Origin of the sequence: Citrobacter sp. RHBSTW-00671 (genome assembly GCF_014103415.1) — a bacterium.
GTDB lineage: Bacteria > Pseudomonadota > Gammaproteobacteria > Enterobacterales > Enterobacteriaceae > Citrobacter.
Window position 1 is genome coordinate 3,409,519 of record NZ_JABXPR010000001.1, and the last position, 15,202, is coordinate 3,424,720.

20 protein-coding genes are annotated in these 15,202 nt (G+C 50.9%); 6 read left to right on the plus strand and 14 right to left on the minus strand.

Going from position 1 to position 15,202, the window contains the following annotated elements; genetic code table 11:
* Positions 1 to 24: 24 nt before the first annotated feature.
* On the minus strand, positions 25 to 732 hold the full coding sequence (locus HV261_RS16385) for a CTP synthase C-terminal region-related (seleno)protein (protein ID WP_202038859.1): 708 nt from the start codon (positions 730 to 732) through the stop codon (positions 25 to 27).
* Between the two features lie 185 nt (positions 733 to 917).
* On the opposite strand from HV261_RS16385, the gene HV261_RS16390 reads away from it, so the two are divergent.
* Complete coding sequence (locus HV261_RS16390; RefSeq protein WP_202038860.1) at positions 918 to 1,265, plus strand: DUF488 domain-containing protein; 348 nt, start codon at positions 918 to 920, stop codon at positions 1,263 to 1,265.
* Between the two features lie 7 nt (positions 1,266 to 1,272).
* Here HV261_RS16390 and HV261_RS16395 read toward each other — a convergent pair whose 3' ends face one another.
* Positions 1,273 to 1,521 (minus strand): putative hemolysin, encoded by a 249-nt coding sequence (locus HV261_RS16395; RefSeq protein ID WP_202038861.1) that lies wholly within the window; start codon positions 1,519 to 1,521, stop codon positions 1,273 to 1,275.
* Between the two features lie 186 nt (positions 1,522 to 1,707).
* On the opposite strand from HV261_RS16395, the gene HV261_RS16400 reads away from it, so the two are divergent.
* The 3 genes from HV261_RS16400 to yoaJ are packed head-to-tail and all read left to right on the plus strand — an operon-like array spanning position 1,708 to position 2,956.
* Complete coding sequence (locus tag HV261_RS16400; RefSeq protein ID WP_202038862.1) at positions 1,708 to 2,733, plus strand: sensor domain-containing diguanylate cyclase; 1,026 nt, start codon at positions 1,708 to 1,710, stop codon at positions 2,731 to 2,733.
* 47 nt (positions 2,734 to 2,780) lie between these two features.
* Positions 2,781 to 2,879, plus strand: coding sequence for a YoaK family small membrane protein (locus tag HV261_RS16405; protein ID WP_086523648.1), 99 nt, complete (start codon positions 2,781 to 2,783; stop codon positions 2,877 to 2,879).
* A 2-nt stretch (positions 2,880 to 2,881) separates the two neighbouring features.
* Entirely contained in the window at positions 2,882 to 2,956 is a 75-nt protein-coding gene (yoaJ, locus tag HV261_RS16410) for a protein YoaJ (RefSeq protein ID WP_099530266.1), read from the plus strand.
* Positions 2,957 to 3,005: 49 nt separating this feature from the next.
* Here the strand turns inward: yoaJ and HV261_RS16415 are convergent, their stop codons facing one another.
* A complete protein-coding gene (locus HV261_RS16415) occupies positions 3,006 to 3,254 on the minus strand; it encodes a GlsB/YeaQ/YmgE family stress response membrane protein (protein ID WP_137382921.1) in 249 nt (82 codons plus the stop codon).
* Positions 3,255 to 3,614: 360 nt separating this feature from the next.
* Between HV261_RS16415 and fdhF the strand changes: the two genes are divergently transcribed.
* On the plus strand, positions 3,615 to 5,762 hold the full coding sequence (gene fdhF / locus HV261_RS16420) for a formate dehydrogenase subunit alpha (RefSeq protein ID WP_202038863.1): 2,148 nt from the start codon (positions 3,615 to 3,617) through the stop codon (positions 5,760 to 5,762).
* 55 nt (positions 5,763 to 5,817) lie between these two features.
* On the opposite strand, the gene HV261_RS16425 is transcribed toward fdhF, so the two are convergent.
* The 4 genes from HV261_RS16425 to leuE all read right to left on the minus strand — a co-directional run bounded on the left by HV261_RS16425 (position 5,818) and on the right by leuE (position 8,051).
* Entirely contained in the window at positions 5,818 to 6,462 is a 645-nt protein-coding gene (locus HV261_RS16425) for a hypothetical protein (RefSeq protein WP_202038864.1), read from the minus strand.
* A 227-nt stretch (positions 6,463 to 6,689) separates the two neighbouring features.
* Positions 6,690 to 6,872, minus strand: a complete 183-nt coding sequence (locus tag HV261_RS16430) for a DUF1869 domain-containing protein (protein ID WP_003030733.1) — start codon at positions 6,870 to 6,872, stop codon at positions 6,690 to 6,692.
* A gap of 3 nt (positions 6,873 to 6,875) precedes the next feature.
* Entirely contained in the window at positions 6,876 to 7,238 is a 363-nt protein-coding gene (yeaR, locus tag HV261_RS16435; protein ID WP_045441926.1) for a DUF1971 domain-containing protein YeaR, read from the minus strand.
* A 174-nt stretch (positions 7,239 to 7,412) separates the two neighbouring features.
* Positions 7,413 to 8,051 (minus strand): leucine efflux protein LeuE, encoded by a 639-nt coding sequence (gene leuE / locus HV261_RS16440; RefSeq protein WP_048212597.1) that lies wholly within the window; start codon positions 8,049 to 8,051, stop codon positions 7,413 to 7,415.
* Positions 8,052 to 8,298: 247 nt separating this feature from the next.
* Between leuE and ycaC the strand changes: the two genes are divergently transcribed.
* The gene (ycaC, locus tag HV261_RS16445; protein WP_005120379.1) at positions 8,299 to 8,925 is read left to right on the plus strand and encodes an isochorismate family cysteine hydrolase YcaC; all 627 of its coding nucleotides are present in this window, start codon (positions 8,299 to 8,301) and stop codon (positions 8,923 to 8,925) included.
* Between the two features lie 70 nt (positions 8,926 to 8,995).
* On the opposite strand, the gene zinT is transcribed toward ycaC, so the two are convergent.
* The 7 genes from zinT to HV261_RS16480 form a co-directional block, all read right to left on the minus strand.
* On the minus strand, positions 8,996 to 9,640 hold the full coding sequence (gene zinT / locus HV261_RS16450; RefSeq protein WP_202038865.1) for a metal-binding protein ZinT: 645 nt from the start codon (positions 9,638 to 9,640) through the stop codon (positions 8,996 to 8,998).
* An 83-nt stretch (positions 9,641 to 9,723) separates the two neighbouring features.
* Positions 9,724 to 10,239: a phospholipase D family nuclease gene (locus HV261_RS16455; protein ID WP_202038866.1), complete on the minus strand. Its 516-nt coding sequence runs from the start codon at positions 10,237 to 10,239 to the stop codon at positions 9,724 to 9,726.
* A gap of 20 nt (positions 10,240 to 10,259) precedes the next feature.
* Positions 10,260 to 10,865: an ABC transporter ATP-binding protein gene (locus HV261_RS16460; RefSeq protein WP_202038867.1), complete on the minus strand. Its 606-nt coding sequence runs from the start codon at positions 10,863 to 10,865 to the stop codon at positions 10,260 to 10,262.
* Positions 10,849 to 11,643, minus strand: a complete 795-nt coding sequence (locus HV261_RS16465; RefSeq protein ID WP_202038868.1) for an ATP-binding cassette domain-containing protein — start codon at positions 11,641 to 11,643, stop codon at positions 10,849 to 10,851. Before HV261_RS16465 ends, HV261_RS16460 begins: the two co-directional genes overlap by 17 nt.
* Positions 11,637 to 12,449, minus strand: coding sequence for an ABC transporter permease (locus tag HV261_RS16470; protein WP_202038869.1), 813 nt, complete (start codon positions 12,447 to 12,449; stop codon positions 11,637 to 11,639). The genes HV261_RS16465 and HV261_RS16470 overlap by 7 nt, the downstream gene beginning before the upstream one ends.
* Entirely contained in the window at positions 12,439 to 13,413 is a 975-nt protein-coding gene (locus tag HV261_RS16475) for an ABC transporter permease (protein WP_202038870.1), read from the minus strand. The genes HV261_RS16470 and HV261_RS16475 overlap by 11 nt, the downstream gene beginning before the upstream one ends.
* On the minus strand, positions 13,413 to 14,999 hold the full coding sequence (locus HV261_RS16480) for an ABC transporter substrate-binding protein (protein WP_202038871.1): 1,587 nt from the start codon (positions 14,997 to 14,999) through the stop codon (positions 13,413 to 13,415). Before HV261_RS16480 ends, HV261_RS16475 begins: the two co-directional genes overlap by 1 nt.
* Positions 15,000 to 15,202: the final 203 nt, after the last annotated feature.

Below are 15,202 nucleotides of genomic sequence, written 5' to 3' on the forward strand. Positions count from 1 at the left end.
GCAAAAACCCAACCTGCCCAGTTGTTATCCTCTGGCCGCGCGCAGCAGTGCCTGGACGAGCGGTACAGGCTTTCCTGCCAGCGCCCCTCGTTCGTGCTGAAAAAGCGTCCCGACATAAAACGGATGTGTCACCAGTTCAATAGCGCGAACGTCACCCGCGTCATCCCAGCCCGTCACTCGCAGATCGCCGCTTTCAAGCTCAGCGGCAAAAGCGTCCGACACGCCATAGTTACAGTGATATCCCTCTGTAATGACATCCCGTCCGTAGGCTCTGGCGATCAGCGTATTCGCACGCAGTTCAATATTATCCGTCTTTTCGACCAACGAGCAGGTCAGCGGTGCAATCACCATACGACCCGTGGTCTCTGTTTCCGCATGCGCGGCATCACGCCAGCCCAGCACATTGCGAGCATACTCAAGAATGGCATGCTGAAAGCCGCCACAAGTGCCCAAAAATGGAATACTGTTTTCGCGTGCGTAACGTATTGCCGTCAGCGCGCCTTCCGGATGCTGGTAAGGACTGCCGGGCACCACCCAGATGGCATCATAGCCGACTAAATCTTCACCACTACTAATATCAGATGTGGTGAGCCAGTCATAATCAGCCACTAATTCCAGAACGGCGGCAGCATCATCGATAGCAAGGGGAATGGCCTGGTGCGCCACAATATCGGGGCTGTAATCGCCCACCAGCGCAATGCGAAGCGTATCTTTAACAGGGGAAATTTCCATTAACTTTCCTTATGTCCAGACAATGAGGGACAACATAAGGAGCCTCAGCCTACCGATTTTTTGTTGTTATCACAATCCCTTAAATTGAGAGTCTATATGGCCAAAATGCTATAATGGTCACGTTTTACGATCTTATTTAACCGTAATGAAGACGAGTTCAGTGGCTTAACGGAGCGGATTAAGAGATGAATATTCAGTGTAAACGCGTGTATGACCCGGCAGAAAAAAGTGATGGCTATCGTGTTCTGGTCGACAGACTGTGGCCACGCGGAGTGAAAAAAACCGATCTTGTTTTCAATGAGTGGGATAAAGCGCTGACGCCCTCGTCTGATTTACGTAAGGCATTCCACGCTGATGTCATCGATTTTGCCCATTTTTCCGAGCAATACCGCGCAGAACTTGCCCAGCAACAGCAGGAAGGCAAGCGACTCGCGGACATTGCCCGCCAACAGCCGTTAACGCTGCTGTATGCGGCGAAGGATACGCAGCAAAATCATGCGCAGGTTCTGGCTGAGTGGCTACGCCAATTGTGACAGCTGGCTATTTGCCCGTTGCCGGATGATCTCTGCGCCAAAGCGCCCATTCATCAATAACTTCACCACCGGGTAGCTTGCAATCCGACCTTACGCCTTGCGGTGTCTGCACCGCAACCAGCACGCCGCCCTTTTGCTCACAATATACGGATGCCGGGTTCGCCATGCCAATTTTCGGTGGTACGGGTGCTTCAGGTGATGTGGAACACCCCGCCAGCGCCAAAATGCTGGGCACAACGATAGAGGCCAGTTTCATATTCACTCCTGTTAAAAACGTTACTCTGGAAGAGTACCCCGACTCCCCATCTATCTCCATGTTTTACTGACGTGTTTCAATCTCATGTCTACATTTTGACCCGGATAGCGTGTTTCATCTTTCCCTCCGATGTTCTATTATGCCGGCAATACAGGACTTATCAGCATTCTGGAGTATTTGCCTCTCATGTCAGACATGATCCTCGCCCGAGTCTCACAATCATTAGCCACGGAGCAGTCTGTTGAGAGTCTGGTTCGGCAACTTCTGGAGATGCTGGAGGTCGTGACTGAGATGGAGTCGACCTATCTTACTAAGGTCGATTTAGATGCGCGTCTGCAGCATATTCTGTATGCGCGTAATAGTAAGCAAATGCAGATCCCCGAAGGGCTGTCGGTGCCGTGGGATGAGACTCTCTGCAAGCGCGCAATAGACGCAAACTGTCTGTATAGCGATAACGTTCCCGCGCGTTGGCCAGAATGTAGCGCCGCACGCGCACTGGAGATCACAACCTTTCTGAGTACTCCAGTCCACCTGCCCGATGGCACGTTCTATGGCACCCTCTGCGCCACCAGTCGTCAGCAACAGCCGCTAAGCGAACGAGGTGAGCAGGTATTGCATCTGTTCGCGGGCCTGATTGCGCAGTCTATTCAGAAAGAATCTTTGGTTGCTCAATTACGTGAAGCGAATGCTGCGCTGATAGCCCACTCCTACACTGACGTTCTGACCGGGCTACCTAACCGTCGGGCAATATTTGAAAATATCGAAACCCTCTTCTCGCTGGCTCGCCACCTCAGACACAAAATTATTGTCGCCTATATTGATTTAGATGATTTCAAACTGATCAACGATCGTTTTGGTCACGAAGTCGGTGACCAGTTTTTGATCCAAATTGGCCAGCGTTTACGCCGTGGATGCAGTGAGAGTGATATTCTTGGTCGTCTGGGCGGTGATGAATTTTTAGTCGCCAGCCTGTCAGTGGAAAACGAAATGTCGCCGTGTATTCGTTTGCAAAGCGTGAAAAACCACTTACAGCAGCTCATTTGCGGTGACTATGACCTGGGTGGAATCTGTTTGTATTATCCGGGAGCCAGTCTGGGCGTTGTGGAAATAGACCCGCTGGAGACAGACGTCAACTGTGCGCTTCATCTTGCAGACAGTGCGATGTATCAGGATAAGAAACGTCAGGATAAAACCGCTTTTGTCGTACATTAAGCCCTGTTATGCTTAATCGTCTTAAAATTATTCTGGCAGATAAGCGTATGCGACTCGGTATTATTTTCCCCGTTATCATTTTCATTTCCGCTGTCGTTTTCCTGTCCTGGTTCTTTATTGGCGGCTACGCCTCACCAGGAGCATAACGATGAAAAAAACAACGCTTATTATGATTGGCGTGGCCATTATTGTCGTGCTGGGAACGGAACTGGGCTGGTGGTAACCCAAAATAAAGGCCACATAAATGTGGCCTTTATTGGCTGATTCGTTACTTAGCTTTTGATTTTTCTGTAGATAAACAACACCACAATCGCGCCGATAATTGCCACGACAAAGCTGCCGAAGTTGAAACCATCAACTTTACCAAACCCAAAGAATGTACTGATCCACCCGCCCACGACGGCACCAACTACCCCTAAGATAATGGTCATAAAGAAACCGCCGCCATCTTTCCCCGGCATGATCCATTTTGCCAAAATCCCCGCGATAAGACCAAAAATCACCCATGAAATAATACCCATTATTTTCCTCGCTTATGTTTTTACGTGAACGATTTACTCGTTATATAAAAGCATAGCATAGCGCCGAAAAATTAAAATTTGTGATCAGTGTCACTTTGATTTTTCATCTTTATCTGATGTTTCATGAGGTTAAACCTCACAAAAACGGTGATATTTACTGACGTTTATCGTCATTAGTGTCAAATCGTCAGTCATTATTATGCTATTTTTGCTTTCGCTCCCCGCCATTGCTGAATTTTCAATTCTGGCACAGTTTATGCTTTAACAGCCCGTCGCTACGACAAATCGTAGTCCGCGAAAACTCTCGCGAGACTCCGTCTACAATTCGCGCTATTTCAGCATTTAACAGGTCTGTTATTGATGAAAAAAATCACCAGTGTTTGCCCATACTGTGGGGCCGGGTGCAAGCTCAAGCTTGTTGTTGAAAATAACAAAATCATCCGCGCTGAAGCCGCTGAGGGTGTAACGAACCAAAACCAGCTATGTCTGAAAGGCTACTATGGCTGGGACTTTCTGAACGACACTCGCCTTTTGACTCCCCGTCTGACCCGACCAATGATCCGCTATGAAAAAGGTGGGAAATTCACTCCCGTCAGTTGGGATGAAGCCATCCGCTACACCGCAAAACGCTTATCCGGGATCAAAAATGCCTATGGTCCTCGCGCCATCATGACGACGGGTTCATCTCGTGGAACCGGGAATGAGACCAACTACGTGATGCAAAAATTCGCACGTGGCGTACTCAACACCAACAATGTCGATTGCTGCGCCCGCGTCTGCCACGGTCCATCCGTCGCCGGGCTGCAGGAAACGCTGGGAAATGGTGCGATGAGTAACTCAATTAGCGATATTGAAAACTCAAAATGTCTGCTCATCTTTGGCTATAATTGCGCCGATTCCCACCCGATTGTGGCACGCCGGGTGATCAAAGCTCGCCAGAACGGGGCAAAAATCATTGTCTGCGATCCCCGCCGCATTGAAACGGCCCGAATTGCAGACCAGCATCTGCAGTTGAAAAACGGGTGTAACATGGCGCTGGTCAACGCGTTTGGCCATGTGCTTATCGAAGAGCAGCTTTATGATCGCGAGTATGTACAAAAGCATGCCGAAGGCCTCGAAACTTACTGGGAAACCGTCAAGGATTACGCGCCCGAAGCCGTTGAACATTTAACGGGTGTGCCTGCACAGCAGGTTCGTCAGGCGATGCGTACTTTCGCTTCCGCCCCCTCGGCAACCGTGATGTGGGGAATGGGCGTGACCCAGTTTGGCCAGGCGGTTGACGTGGTTCGTGGTCTGTCGAGCCTGGCATTGCTGACCGGAAACCTGGGGCGTCCTAATGTCGGCGTTGGCCCGGTGCGCGGACAAAATAACGTGCAGGGCGCGTGTGATATGGGCGTACTGCCGAACCAGTTCCCGGGCTATCAGGACGTTACCGATTTCGCCGTGAGAGAGAAGTTTGCCAACGCCTGGGGTATTGACGTCAATCTGATGGATGACAAGGTCGGCACCCGGATCACCGAAGTCCCCCATCTGGCCATCGAAGGTAAAGTCAAAGCCTACTACATCATGGGTGAAGATCCGCTGCAAACCGAGGCCGATCTGGGCCTGGTCCGTGAAGGCTTTAACGCGCTCGATTTTATCGTGGTACAAGACATCTTCATGACCAAGACGGCAGAAATGGCCGACGTTCTCCTGCCCGCAACATCGTGGGGCGAACACGGCGGCGTCTTTACCTGCGCTGACCGCGGATTCCAGCGGTTTGAACAGGCGATTGAGCCTACGGGAGATGTCAAACGCGACTGGGAAATCATCAGTCTGCTGGCCACCGCAATGGGCTATCCGATGCAGTATCAAAATAACCAGCAAATCTGGGATGAGATGCGCGAGCTATGCCCGCTCTTCTACGGCGTGACTTACGAAAAAATGGGTGACATGGGCCACATTCAGTGGCCATGTCCGGAGCTTGATCACCCAGGCACGCCCTATCTGTATGCACACAGCCAGTTTGATACCGCCAATGGCAAAGGTAAATTGTTTGCCGCACAGTGGCGTGCTCCTGCAGAAGTACCTGATGAAAAGTACCCAATGGTGTTATGCACCGTGCGCGAAGTCGGCCACTATTCGTGCCGCTCGATGACCGGCAACTGTGCAGCATTGCAGGCCCTGGCCGATGAGCCGGGCTATGTTCAGATCAGTACGCGTGATGCGGAAAACCTCGGTATCCGTCATCGCGATCTGGTTTGGGTGAGCTCGCGTCGTGGCAAGGTTATCAGTCGGGCTGATGTCTCTGAACGCATCAATCCCGGAACCGTGTACATGACCTATCAATGGTGGATTGGCGCCTGTAATGAGTTGACCCAGGATAATCTGGACCCCATCTCGAAAACCCCGGAAACCAAATATTGCGCCGTCAATGTTGAGCACATCACCGATCAAGGTTGGGCGGAGAACTATGCCGCGAAATCTTACAGCGAGATGAAATCACGTCTGTGTGAGGCTATCGCGTAAGTAACCTGCACATTTGCCTGAGTCGTACCTCCAGGCTCAGGCAAATGCCATTGCGTTACTTCGCCAACTGCGGATCGTTAAACCCAATAGCCATATCTTCTGCCTGCTTATCCCGCGCCATAAAGTTAAAACTCATCAGAAATAGCCCAACCATAAACGGCAATTCGTACAGTTCTTCAATCAGATCGCCATACTGTGCGTTGTGAAGAAAGACGGGAGCCAGCAGACGATGGTGCTCGACCGTGTCGGAGATCAAAAATGCACAGCTGGTGATCGCCAACAACCAGAGCGGTAGCGGCTCATTGCGCAAGCGATTGACGATATCCCGGCGCAGGTTCGCTGAAATCACTACCGGCAAGATAATCATGGCGATTAATACAACAGAGATAGCCCTGAATAACAACCTGGGCTGATCGGGAAAATAATCGCGCCCCCAACTGGTGCTTCGTCCCAGCAAAACTAACCACCACAGCGCGGCCCACAGCCAAAATTGCTTCTCGCCATCAGGACGCGAAAAAGGCCGGATGTAGCAGAAAGTAAACACGGCACCAAAAAACAACCAAAGCGCCTGACCATTTTCAATCCATCTGACGACACCGCCGTTTAACAAGGGGAGATTCAAGTTGGCAGTAAACGGGATCACCGCAGTGACCAGCCCCAGCAGGAGTGTTGGGAATGTTAATCGGGTATCAAGTTTCATAAGCACGATGTTCTGTTAAATGAAAGACAGCCGATCATAACCCCAGCGAATTTTAAGCCATTAGCAATCTATGCGATCTTCTTAAGGTTTTCTTAAGAAAACTTTTTTACAGAAAATGAACGCACAAACTACGCATCATGAATAAAAAAAACGCATCGAGCCGTCAACGCGCGATGCGGTTTTAATTTTAAAATGAATGCAATCAAGCAATAGCAGAGATGAAAACCCTACCAGCCGCAGACTTCGTGCTCATTCTCGGTATCGTATGAACGAACCGTATTGACCAGGTCTTTAACCACTTCAGCGGCCACATCCGGAATCAACAGCGTCATCGGCGCTTCAGTTTCATAATCGACAGACACGCCATTGCTGTTATTGGTGACTGTAACGGTGTAGGTTGCTTTACCCATGATTTACTCCTTGCCGGTACGCACAACTTTTCGTTGATTTGCGCTCTCCATCAACACTTCGGGCGCCACGAAAAAGTCGATATTAAAGTAGGTGTCGTCGGTCATCACTTCGATGTTATGCCATTTCTCCGGTGGAAAAACGCCGAACTGACCGGCTTCGATAATCATCACCTCTTCAGGTTCCGGGCTGTGTTCATCTGCAAATCCGAGATATTTGACCGCCCCCTGCATCACAGAAAGTCGAGGATAAACCCCGGCACGGGTACCCTTATCAAGGTGGCGTTCGAAAATTCCGGCAGGTGCAGTTTCTTTGTTCCAGAACGGCGTTGAGCGTGTATGAATATGATTCTGTGGAATTTGAAGCATTTTTCTTCCCTTTTCCAGTCGACAACCAGCGAGTCTTACTGAATCGCTGCTATGAACAGGGTACGCCTCAAAATATATATTTAAAATACCATTTATTGGTTATAACCATCCCATCTTTCGATGAAGGAAACAGCTTAATACTGAAAGCCCGCCGTCAACAGCGGGCCAATAGCGTTACGACTGAAGCGTCGCCAGACGCGCGGCAAAACCGACAAAGATCAAGCCAATGAGGGAATTCCCAACTTTAGCCAGTTTTTTCTTCGTACGAATATACTGTGTCACAAACGCACCGGAGAAAATAAGGAAGCTCAGATAGAAAAAGCTCACTATTTCAAGCGTCATCGCCAAAATAAAGAACGACAACCCTGAGTGAGTCGCGTTGACATCAATAAACTGTACGAAAAACGAAACATAAAACAGAATGGCTTTAGGATTCGTCAGACTCAGAATTAATGCACGTTTGAAAATCGCGCCAAACGGAACTTCTTCTGGCGCAGCATCGCTGGCCTTCGATTTCAGTGTGGCATACAGGATCTTCGCACCGAGATACAGCAGATAAAACGCGCCGAGATAACGAACGATATTGAACAATACGGGCGTCGTTTTGATAAGCGCAGCTACGCCGGCATAGGCCAAAAACATCAATACGGCATCACCGATAAACACACCGCTTGCTGCCAGATAACCGCCCTTCACTCCACGACCGACGCTGTTCTTCAGCACAAATATCGTATTTGGCCCCGGTACCAGCACGATAAAAATAGCCCCCACCAGATACGTCCAGTAATTCAGAACTCCATACTCTGCGAACACGTTAACCTCTTCCTGAAAAAACACATGCACTTGCTGCGAGACAATATGCTAACGAATGCGCCAGGGGATGGAAAGAGAAGCTTTAGAATATAGCATTCTGTTTCAGTCCGGTTGCAACAGCATTATTCGTTCCAGATTTGCAACGATGAAACCCACTTTTGCGCCTACCCAATGCCCCGTTTAGCCACTAATGTTTATCAGTAGATTCAGCCCGCAAGGCACCCTCTCATCACCTGGAGAAAGAAAAATGACTATTGCTTATAAACGTCTTGATAAAGATCAGGCTGCCGTACTACTGGTCGATCACCAAACGGGTTTGCTTTCACTGGTCCGTGACATCGATCCAGACAAGTTTAAAAACAACGTTCTGGCATTAGGCGATCTGGCGAAGTATTTCAAACTCCCGACGATTCTGACCACCAGCTTTGAAACCGGTCCTAACGGTCCATTGGTTCCTGAGCTGAAAGAACTGTTCCCGGATGCCCCTTACATCGCACGTCCTGGTCAGATTAATGCCTGGGATAACGAAGATTTTGTTAACGCGATCAAAGCAACAGGCAAAAAGCAGCTAATTATCGCTGGGGTGGTAACCGAAGTCTGCGTCGCATTCCCTGCGCTTTCTGCCATTGAAGCCGGTTTCGACGTGTTTGTGGTCACCGATGCATCCGGTACGTTTAATCCGCTGACCCGTGATTCCGCGTGGAATCGTATGTCATCTGCCGGCGTGCAATTAATGACCTGGTTCGGTCTGGCCTGTGAGTTACACCGTGACTGGCGCAACGATATTGAAGGGCTGGGAACGTTGTTCTCCAACCATATTCCTGACTATCGCAACCTGATGACCAGCTACAACACGCTGACATCCGGGAAATAATGTTCCTGTCAGTGTAATACACAGAAACCCGCCAACATCGGCGGGTTTCATTGAACAGTTTCAGTCGGGATTAGTGGTGCAACATTTCATCCACCACCTCTTCGCCCTTAAGCTGATACGGGTAATAGGTTGGCCAGTTATCCATCTCTTCAAGCAGGGCAGCCTGCGAGGTATTCCCCATAAAGATATGGAAGTGGCTCGACTTACGTGGTGCAATAATGTGATCGCTGAATTGCACGTATTTCGGCGCGTCGCTGCCAGCGTCTTTACACTCGAACAGGTAACGCACACCTTTCTTACCTGACGTATAGTTCAAAATTTTATATCCGGCATAGTCATACTTACACGCTGCCACCTTTTTACCGGTATGAAACTCCATTACGCCGTTTTCAATACCAATAGTGTCAACATCGGTCGCGTAACCCTTACGGTAATAGGCTTTAATCTGCTCTGCCGTTTTGCTCTTGTCTTTCTCGGCTTTCTTTTTGAATACCGGATCCAGTTCGCCACTCACCAGATACGGATAGACAGACTGCCACATGCCATCCCAGTCGGCTAGCGTACGGTTCTGCACATTTTTGTCATCAAAAACGCCTTCAGCCGCCTTTTGTTCTATTTCGGTCATTGGTGCACCATGGGAATGGTGACCATGCGCCAGTACCTGACTACTAACAAAAAGCATCCCCAGAGCGACTGCCAATTTTTCCACATGCATAGCCAAAATTTCACCCTCAAATCATTTGCGAGTGAAATGTTATAATATAACATCACGGTTTAATCAATATTGTTTTGCGTCACTCAACCATGCTGGCGGGCAATTTTCCAACGGCTGTCAAAATGGGCCTGGTACTGCGCCACAACGTCAGGCTCTCCACGGATTACCAACACGTTTTCAGAATTCGCAAATTCGGCGGATTTGGCAAAATTAAACGAACCGGTCTCCAGCGTGTCGCCATCAACAATCATGGTCTTGTCGTGCTGTATGTGATAGTGATCATCCAACTCGATAGCGATACCGTTGGCCGTCGCAAACGCGATCGCTTGCTGACTGACTTTCCCCTGATTACGTTTTTTATCGATCACTGCCCGGACAACAACGCCTCTTTTTTCTGCATCTACCAGCGCCTGAACAATATCCGCAGACTGAAAGGAATACGCCATCACGTCGATAGTGTGCCGCGCATGATGAATGGTATCGAGAACTAAGCCCCGCGCCGAACCTTCCGGTGAAAAACCTACCTGAACAGAGGCATTTGCCATCGGCACCGCGGCCCACAACAGGGTCGCGATCATAACCATCGATTTTATCTTCATGTTATTGACCAGTGAGTGGTTTAATCTGAGGAGTTATCCGGACAGAGTAGCGTTCGCGTGCAAATCTGATCAAGCAATGCCTGTTGATGGCTGATAATCAGCATACCTAACGGACGGCGCTGACACTCTTCAAGCAGCAGCGCCCAGATATCCCGTTGGATAGAGGGATCGAGCTGCGCAGTTATTTCATCGGCAATCAGAAAACGCGTTCGCGGGTCGAGCGCCCGCAGTATGGCAATTCGCGCCAGCTCACCGCCCGAAAGTTGTCCGGGACGACGCGTTAGCCATTCCGGCTTAATATGCAGTCGGGCAAGCGTTTCTGCATCTGGCCGCCAGGCATCATGAACCGCATCACCGGTACTCCGTCTGGGGTTAAAGGTTAATTCCGGATGCTGCGGCACGAGCTGTACCGGGCAATATTGATGGCGCGGCAACGGTTGGTCATCAACCAGAACCTCGCCGGAGGTCGGCTTTTGCCACCCCGCAAGCACACGTCCCAGCGTTGTTTTTCCGGTTCCACTGGGTGCGCAAATCCCAATACGCTCCCCTGGGGAAAGCGAGAACGAGAGATTTTGCCACAGTATTTTACCTCCCTGACGAATGAACACATTACGACAGCACAGCATACCGCTCTCCAAAAAGTTGATTTCTTTCGGGCAGCGCTCGCCATTGCCGTTGCAGATGTTCACTAATTTCACCGCGCAAAAGCTGTTCCCGGCTGACATTATCCGACACCGTTCCTTGATGTAGCGCGACAATGCGATCTGCGTGACGTGCAGCCAGAGTGAGATCATGTGTTACCCATAAAACGCCCGCACCCTGCTCGCACAGGCCGCGTAGCTGTTCCAGCAGTTGATTTGCCAGAGGCGCATCAAGCCAGGCGGTAATCTCATCGGCAAGAATATAACGCGCCTGGCTGAGCGCGGCATGACACGCCAGAATGCGTTTGGCCATCCCTCCCGAAAGCTGACGTGGGAAAGCCTCTAACACGGTGGTTTCCAGATGATGACGTTCAAGCAAGCGTTCAATTTTCCCTGCATTCCACGCTTGACCGGAAAGCTGGCTGGCTCTTCGTAAATGCTTTTCAATAGACAGCAGCGGATTCAGCGCCTGCACACCCTGCGGAACATAACTAAACGTATTGCCGCGGCATGCCCTGATGTCATTGTTATCCAGCATTTTTCCATCAAGGGTAATTTTGCCATGAAAGCGCAAATTTTCCGGCAACAGATCGAGTAGGCATTGCAGCAGCAGGCTCTTACCCTCACCGCTGCCCCCCACTAACGCCACCATCTGGCCCGGCGCAACATCAAAGGAGACATCCTGCAGCAACGAGGACCATTTTTTTGCGCCGTACCAGCGATAACGCGCCACTTCCAGCGAAATCTGCTGCAAACTCAACATGTATCACCTCTCAACCATAAACGCTGTACCGCCCGGGCAAGTTGATCAAATAGCATCACAAGGAGAAATAGCATCAGCCCTGGAAACAGCACCAGCCACCAATCGCCATGACTGATAAACCGCAACGCATCTGCCAGCAACAGTCCCAGCGAAGGTTCGTGGGGTGCCAGCCCGAAGCCAAGGAAACTTAACGCGGCACTGTGCAATACCGCATGAGGGAACATCAGCAACGTTCCTGTCAGCCACTGGGGCAATAGCGCGGGTAAATAGTGATGCCGCCAGCAGTAAAAGTGGCCATGTCCCAGTCGCCAGGTGAGTGTCAGATAATCACTGTGGGCCACGCGTTCCGCTTCAGCACGTAAAATCAATGCCAGCCGCGGCCAGTGTGTGAGCGCAACTGCCATAATCACCCCGCTTTTCCCGCCGCCTAACGTAAAACAGATCAAAATCAGCAGCAGCAGGTGCGGCATGGACAGCATCGCATCAGTGATCAGACGCATAACGACATCCAGGCGTGGATGCAAACGAGAAATCGCCGCCATCAGTAACGCAATGAATCCGCTGCACAGGGCCGCGCCAATACCGATTTGCAGGCTGGTTAGCGCCCCCTGAAAGCAACGAACCCACAGGTCGCGCCCCAGATTGTCGGTACCGAACCAGTACAGCGCATCAGGCGGGAGATGACGGGCAAGAAGATTCACGTTCAACGGATTATCCAGCGTGGCCGCGCCATATACTGCAATAAATAACAGGCCGCTCACGGACAGCAGAAGACGAACAAGCGTCGGCGTCGGATTATAGAGCATCGGGTCGCTCCAGCGCACGATTCAGAACATGGACAAACCAGGCAGAGAGAGAGTTACCCATAAACACCAGTACGGTACTGAACAAGACAATCCCCATCAGTAACGGCAGGTCGCCACGTAATCCGGCATCGATGGTAGCCTGCCCCAGCCCCGGATAGGCAAAAACCTTTTCAGCCAGCAACGCACCGCCCAACAGTTCGCCCAACGAGGCAAACTGTAGACATAGCGCTGGCGTAATGGCGTGTCGCAGAACCTGGTGACGCAACAGCGACCACCCCTTGTCACCCTGCGAACGCGCAAAGCGGACAAATTCGCTTTTCATCACGCTGGCGATACTTTCCCGCGTGTGCAGCGTAATTTGCCCCAGCCCCAGCAGGCTGAGTGCGCAAACAGGGAGAACCAGATGGCGCAGACGTTCTGTCAGCGTTGCCATATCGCTGCTATTTCCCGGCTCCCACGCACAACAGACCGGGAACAGCGGCCAGCGCACGGCAAATACCGCCAACAGCAGCATGCCTATCCAAAAGGTCGGTAAGGAAGAAAGCAGATAGCTAAGTCGGCAGATGGCTTTATCCGGCCAACGGTTCAGGTAGCGGCCGGCAACAAACCCCATTGTCGTGCCCAATAAACCGGAAACCAACCACGCACCGCTCAGCAGCGCAAACGAGGTCGCAAACCGCTCCTTAATCACGCTGGCAACAGGGGCATTAAACAACATCGAGTAACCAAGATCGCCCTGTAGTACGCGTAAGAACCAGTGGAAAAAACGCTCCCACAGTGGTTGATCCAGGCCCCAACGCGCAGCAATACGTGCATATTGCTCCGGCGGAACATGCAGCAAATCGTTGCCAATATAGGCCCGAATTGGATCGACCGGCGAAAAGCTGAGCAAGATGAAAGTGCCAGCCGCGACCAGCACTAACAACACTATCAGCCGGAATACATGGCCTAAAACAGACTTCATCAACGGCAGGTCCAGGTCCATTCATCAAGATTGTTGAGCAATGACCAGCTACCGTGAATTTCCGGTGCACCTTTGCCCAGATCAATGCACGGATTCGCCAGATAGGTGTGCTGAATATTCAGCAGCCATGCCCATGCGGCATCCCCTTGTACGCCTGCGCCTTGTTTACCATCCCACTCAACCTGTTGCCAGAAAGGCAACGCTTTTTGCCAGTCTGGTGCATCAATGGCCTGCTTGAGATGTTGCTCGACCACCGGATTGCTGTAGTAGCCCGGGTTGTAATACTCCACACCTGCCGCCTGCCCGCTGTAGTGATGGAAAAGCTCCATCGGGTCCAGACTCCCCCAGCCGAACAGCGTAGGATTCGCATGCATATGGCGTTCAACGGTTTCCCAGCTACCCGACTGTAGCGACACTGCAATGCCTACCGGCTCCAGCATGGCGCGCACGGCCTCGGCTAAATCACGACGGGTACTGTCGCCGCTGGCATACCACAACGTCAGACGCGCCTCTTTACCGTCTTTCACCCGTACACCGTCTTTGCCCACTTTCCAGCCTGCCTGATCCAGAATCGTGCGGGCTTTTTCAGCGTCACCATCTTTGAATGCCACCGAAGTCCCCTGCCATGGCAATCCCTGAACCGCGCTATACGCGGGGATTGCATGACCTTCCATAACCTGCCCGGCAAGTTGCTTACGGTCAATGGCGTAATTGATCGCACGCCTGATAGCAATATCGGCTGTAATATCGTTCCCAACCGGATAACCATTAGCATCTTTCTTCCCAGCCGGAACCATTGGGAAAACAATACCGCGGTTTTCTACACTGTCGCGAACCCACAGTTTTAAATTCTGCTGTGCCGGTGCTACCGCCATCGACGGCGCAATACGTACCAGTCCCAGTTGACCACTACGCGCTGCGGCGTATGCGTTATCCTCATCGAGGAAGACAAATACTAACCGGTTGAAATCATTCTTCTTACCGGCATACCACGGGTTTGCTTCCACGATCAGTTGCTGCCCCGGTTGAAAGCTCACCAGGCGGTAAGGACCTGCGCCAATCGGATTTTTGGCAAATGATTTTTCGTCATACTGTTTTGCCGGAACAATACCTAACGAACCGAGCACGTTCACAAAAGTGCTCTGCGGATGGCTAAGCGTAATTTCTGCCGTGCGGTTGTCTATCACGCGGGCATGGGTGAAATTCCCCATGTCAATTTTTCCACCACTTTTTGCGGCTTTGTTATAGGTGAAGACCACATCTTCAGCCGTTAACGGTGAACCATCAGAGAATTTGAGATCGGGTTTAAGCGTCAGCGTCCAGGTTTTGCCGTCGGCACTGGTCACCACTTTTTCCGTCAGCAGGTTTCCCCAGCTCATATCCGCATTTTGCTTTAACACAGGCGCATGCAACAGCAGATAGCTGCCATGGCTCCAGCCCAACATTGGGTCAAATCCCTCCGTCGGCTCGGGCCCAATGGCCAGTTTTAACGTCTGGCCTTCGTCTGCATGTTGCGCAGCGAGGAGTGGCGAGGTTAATGCGAGAGTCAGTGCGCACGTCAGCAGTGCCAGCTTGCCTTTAATCATTCTCTTATCCAGATTTACGTTATTTTTATCTCGTTTAACGAACAATTTACGTTAGACGGTCTCCTGGGGAAGGGATTATGGCGGACAGTCATACCGAAAAAAATGATACAGCGCAGAAAAGTATGACGATTTTTAAAAAACATCATACGACTTTCTAATACCCTGCGCTGTCACCTTTCACTTCGCTGAAGTGGCTAAGCAAA

What these genes read in the sequence shown, in the direction of transcription:
- HV261_RS16385 (WP_202038859.1), bottom strand. Translation starts at nt 732, where the DNA reads ATGGAAATTTCCCCTGTTAAAGATACGCTTCGCATTGCGCTGGTGGGC.
- HV261_RS16390 (WP_202038860.1), top strand. Translation starts at nt 918, where the DNA reads ATGAATATTCAGTGTAAACGCGTGTATGACCCGGCAGAAAAAAGTGAT.
- HV261_RS16395 (WP_202038861.1), bottom strand. Translation starts at nt 1,521, where the DNA reads ATGAAACTGGCCTCTATCGTTGTGCCCAGCATTTTGGCGCTGGCGGGG.
- HV261_RS16400 (WP_202038862.1), top strand. Translation starts at nt 1,708, where the DNA reads ATGTCAGACATGATCCTCGCCCGAGTCTCACAATCATTAGCCACGGAG.
- HV261_RS16405 (WP_086523648.1), top strand. Translation starts at nt 2,781, where the DNA reads ATGCGACTCGGTATTATTTTCCCCGTTATCATTTTCATTTCCGCTGTC.
- HV261_RS16415 (WP_137382921.1), bottom strand. Translation starts at nt 3,254, where the DNA reads ATGGGTATTATTTCATGGGTGATTTTTGGTCTTATCGCGGGGATTTTG.
- fdhF (WP_202038863.1), top strand. Translation starts at nt 3,615, where the DNA reads ATGAAAAAAATCACCAGTGTTTGCCCATACTGTGGGGCCGGGTGCAAG.
- HV261_RS16425 (WP_202038864.1), bottom strand. Translation starts at nt 6,462, where the DNA reads ATGAAACTTGATACCCGATTAACATTCCCAACACTCCTGCTGGGGCTG.
- HV261_RS16430 (WP_003030733.1), bottom strand. Translation starts at nt 6,872, where the DNA reads ATGGGTAAAGCAACCTACACCGTTACAGTCACCAATAACAGCAATGGC.
- yeaR (WP_045441926.1), bottom strand. Translation starts at nt 7,238, where the DNA reads ATGCTTCAAATTCCACAGAATCATATTCATACACGCTCAACGCCGTTC.
- ycaC (WP_005120379.1), top strand. Translation starts at nt 8,299, where the DNA reads ATGACTATTGCTTATAAACGTCTTGATAAAGATCAGGCTGCCGTACTA.
- zinT (WP_202038865.1), bottom strand. Translation starts at nt 9,640, where the DNA reads ATGCATGTGGAAAAATTGGCAGTCGCTCTGGGGATGCTTTTTGTTAGT.
- HV261_RS16455 (WP_202038866.1), bottom strand. Translation starts at nt 10,239, where the DNA reads ATGAAGATAAAATCGATGGTTATGATCGCGACCCTGTTGTGGGCCGCG.
- HV261_RS16460 (WP_202038867.1), bottom strand. Translation starts at nt 10,865, where the DNA reads ATGCTGTGCTGTCGTAATGTGTTCATTCGTCAGGGAGGTAAAATACTG.
- HV261_RS16465 (WP_202038868.1), bottom strand. Translation starts at nt 11,643, where the DNA reads ATGTTGAGTTTGCAGCAGATTTCGCTGGAAGTGGCGCGTTATCGCTGG.
- HV261_RS16470 (WP_202038869.1), bottom strand. Translation starts at nt 12,449, where the DNA reads ATGCTCTATAATCCGACGCCGACGCTTGTTCGTCTTCTGCTGTCCGTG.
- HV261_RS16475 (WP_202038870.1), bottom strand. Translation starts at nt 13,413, where the DNA reads ATGAAGTCTGTTTTAGGCCATGTATTCCGGCTGATAGTGTTGTTAGTG.
- HV261_RS16480 (WP_202038871.1), bottom strand. Translation starts at nt 14,999, where the DNA reads ATGATTAAAGGCAAGCTGGCACTGCTGACGTGCGCACTGACTCTCGCA.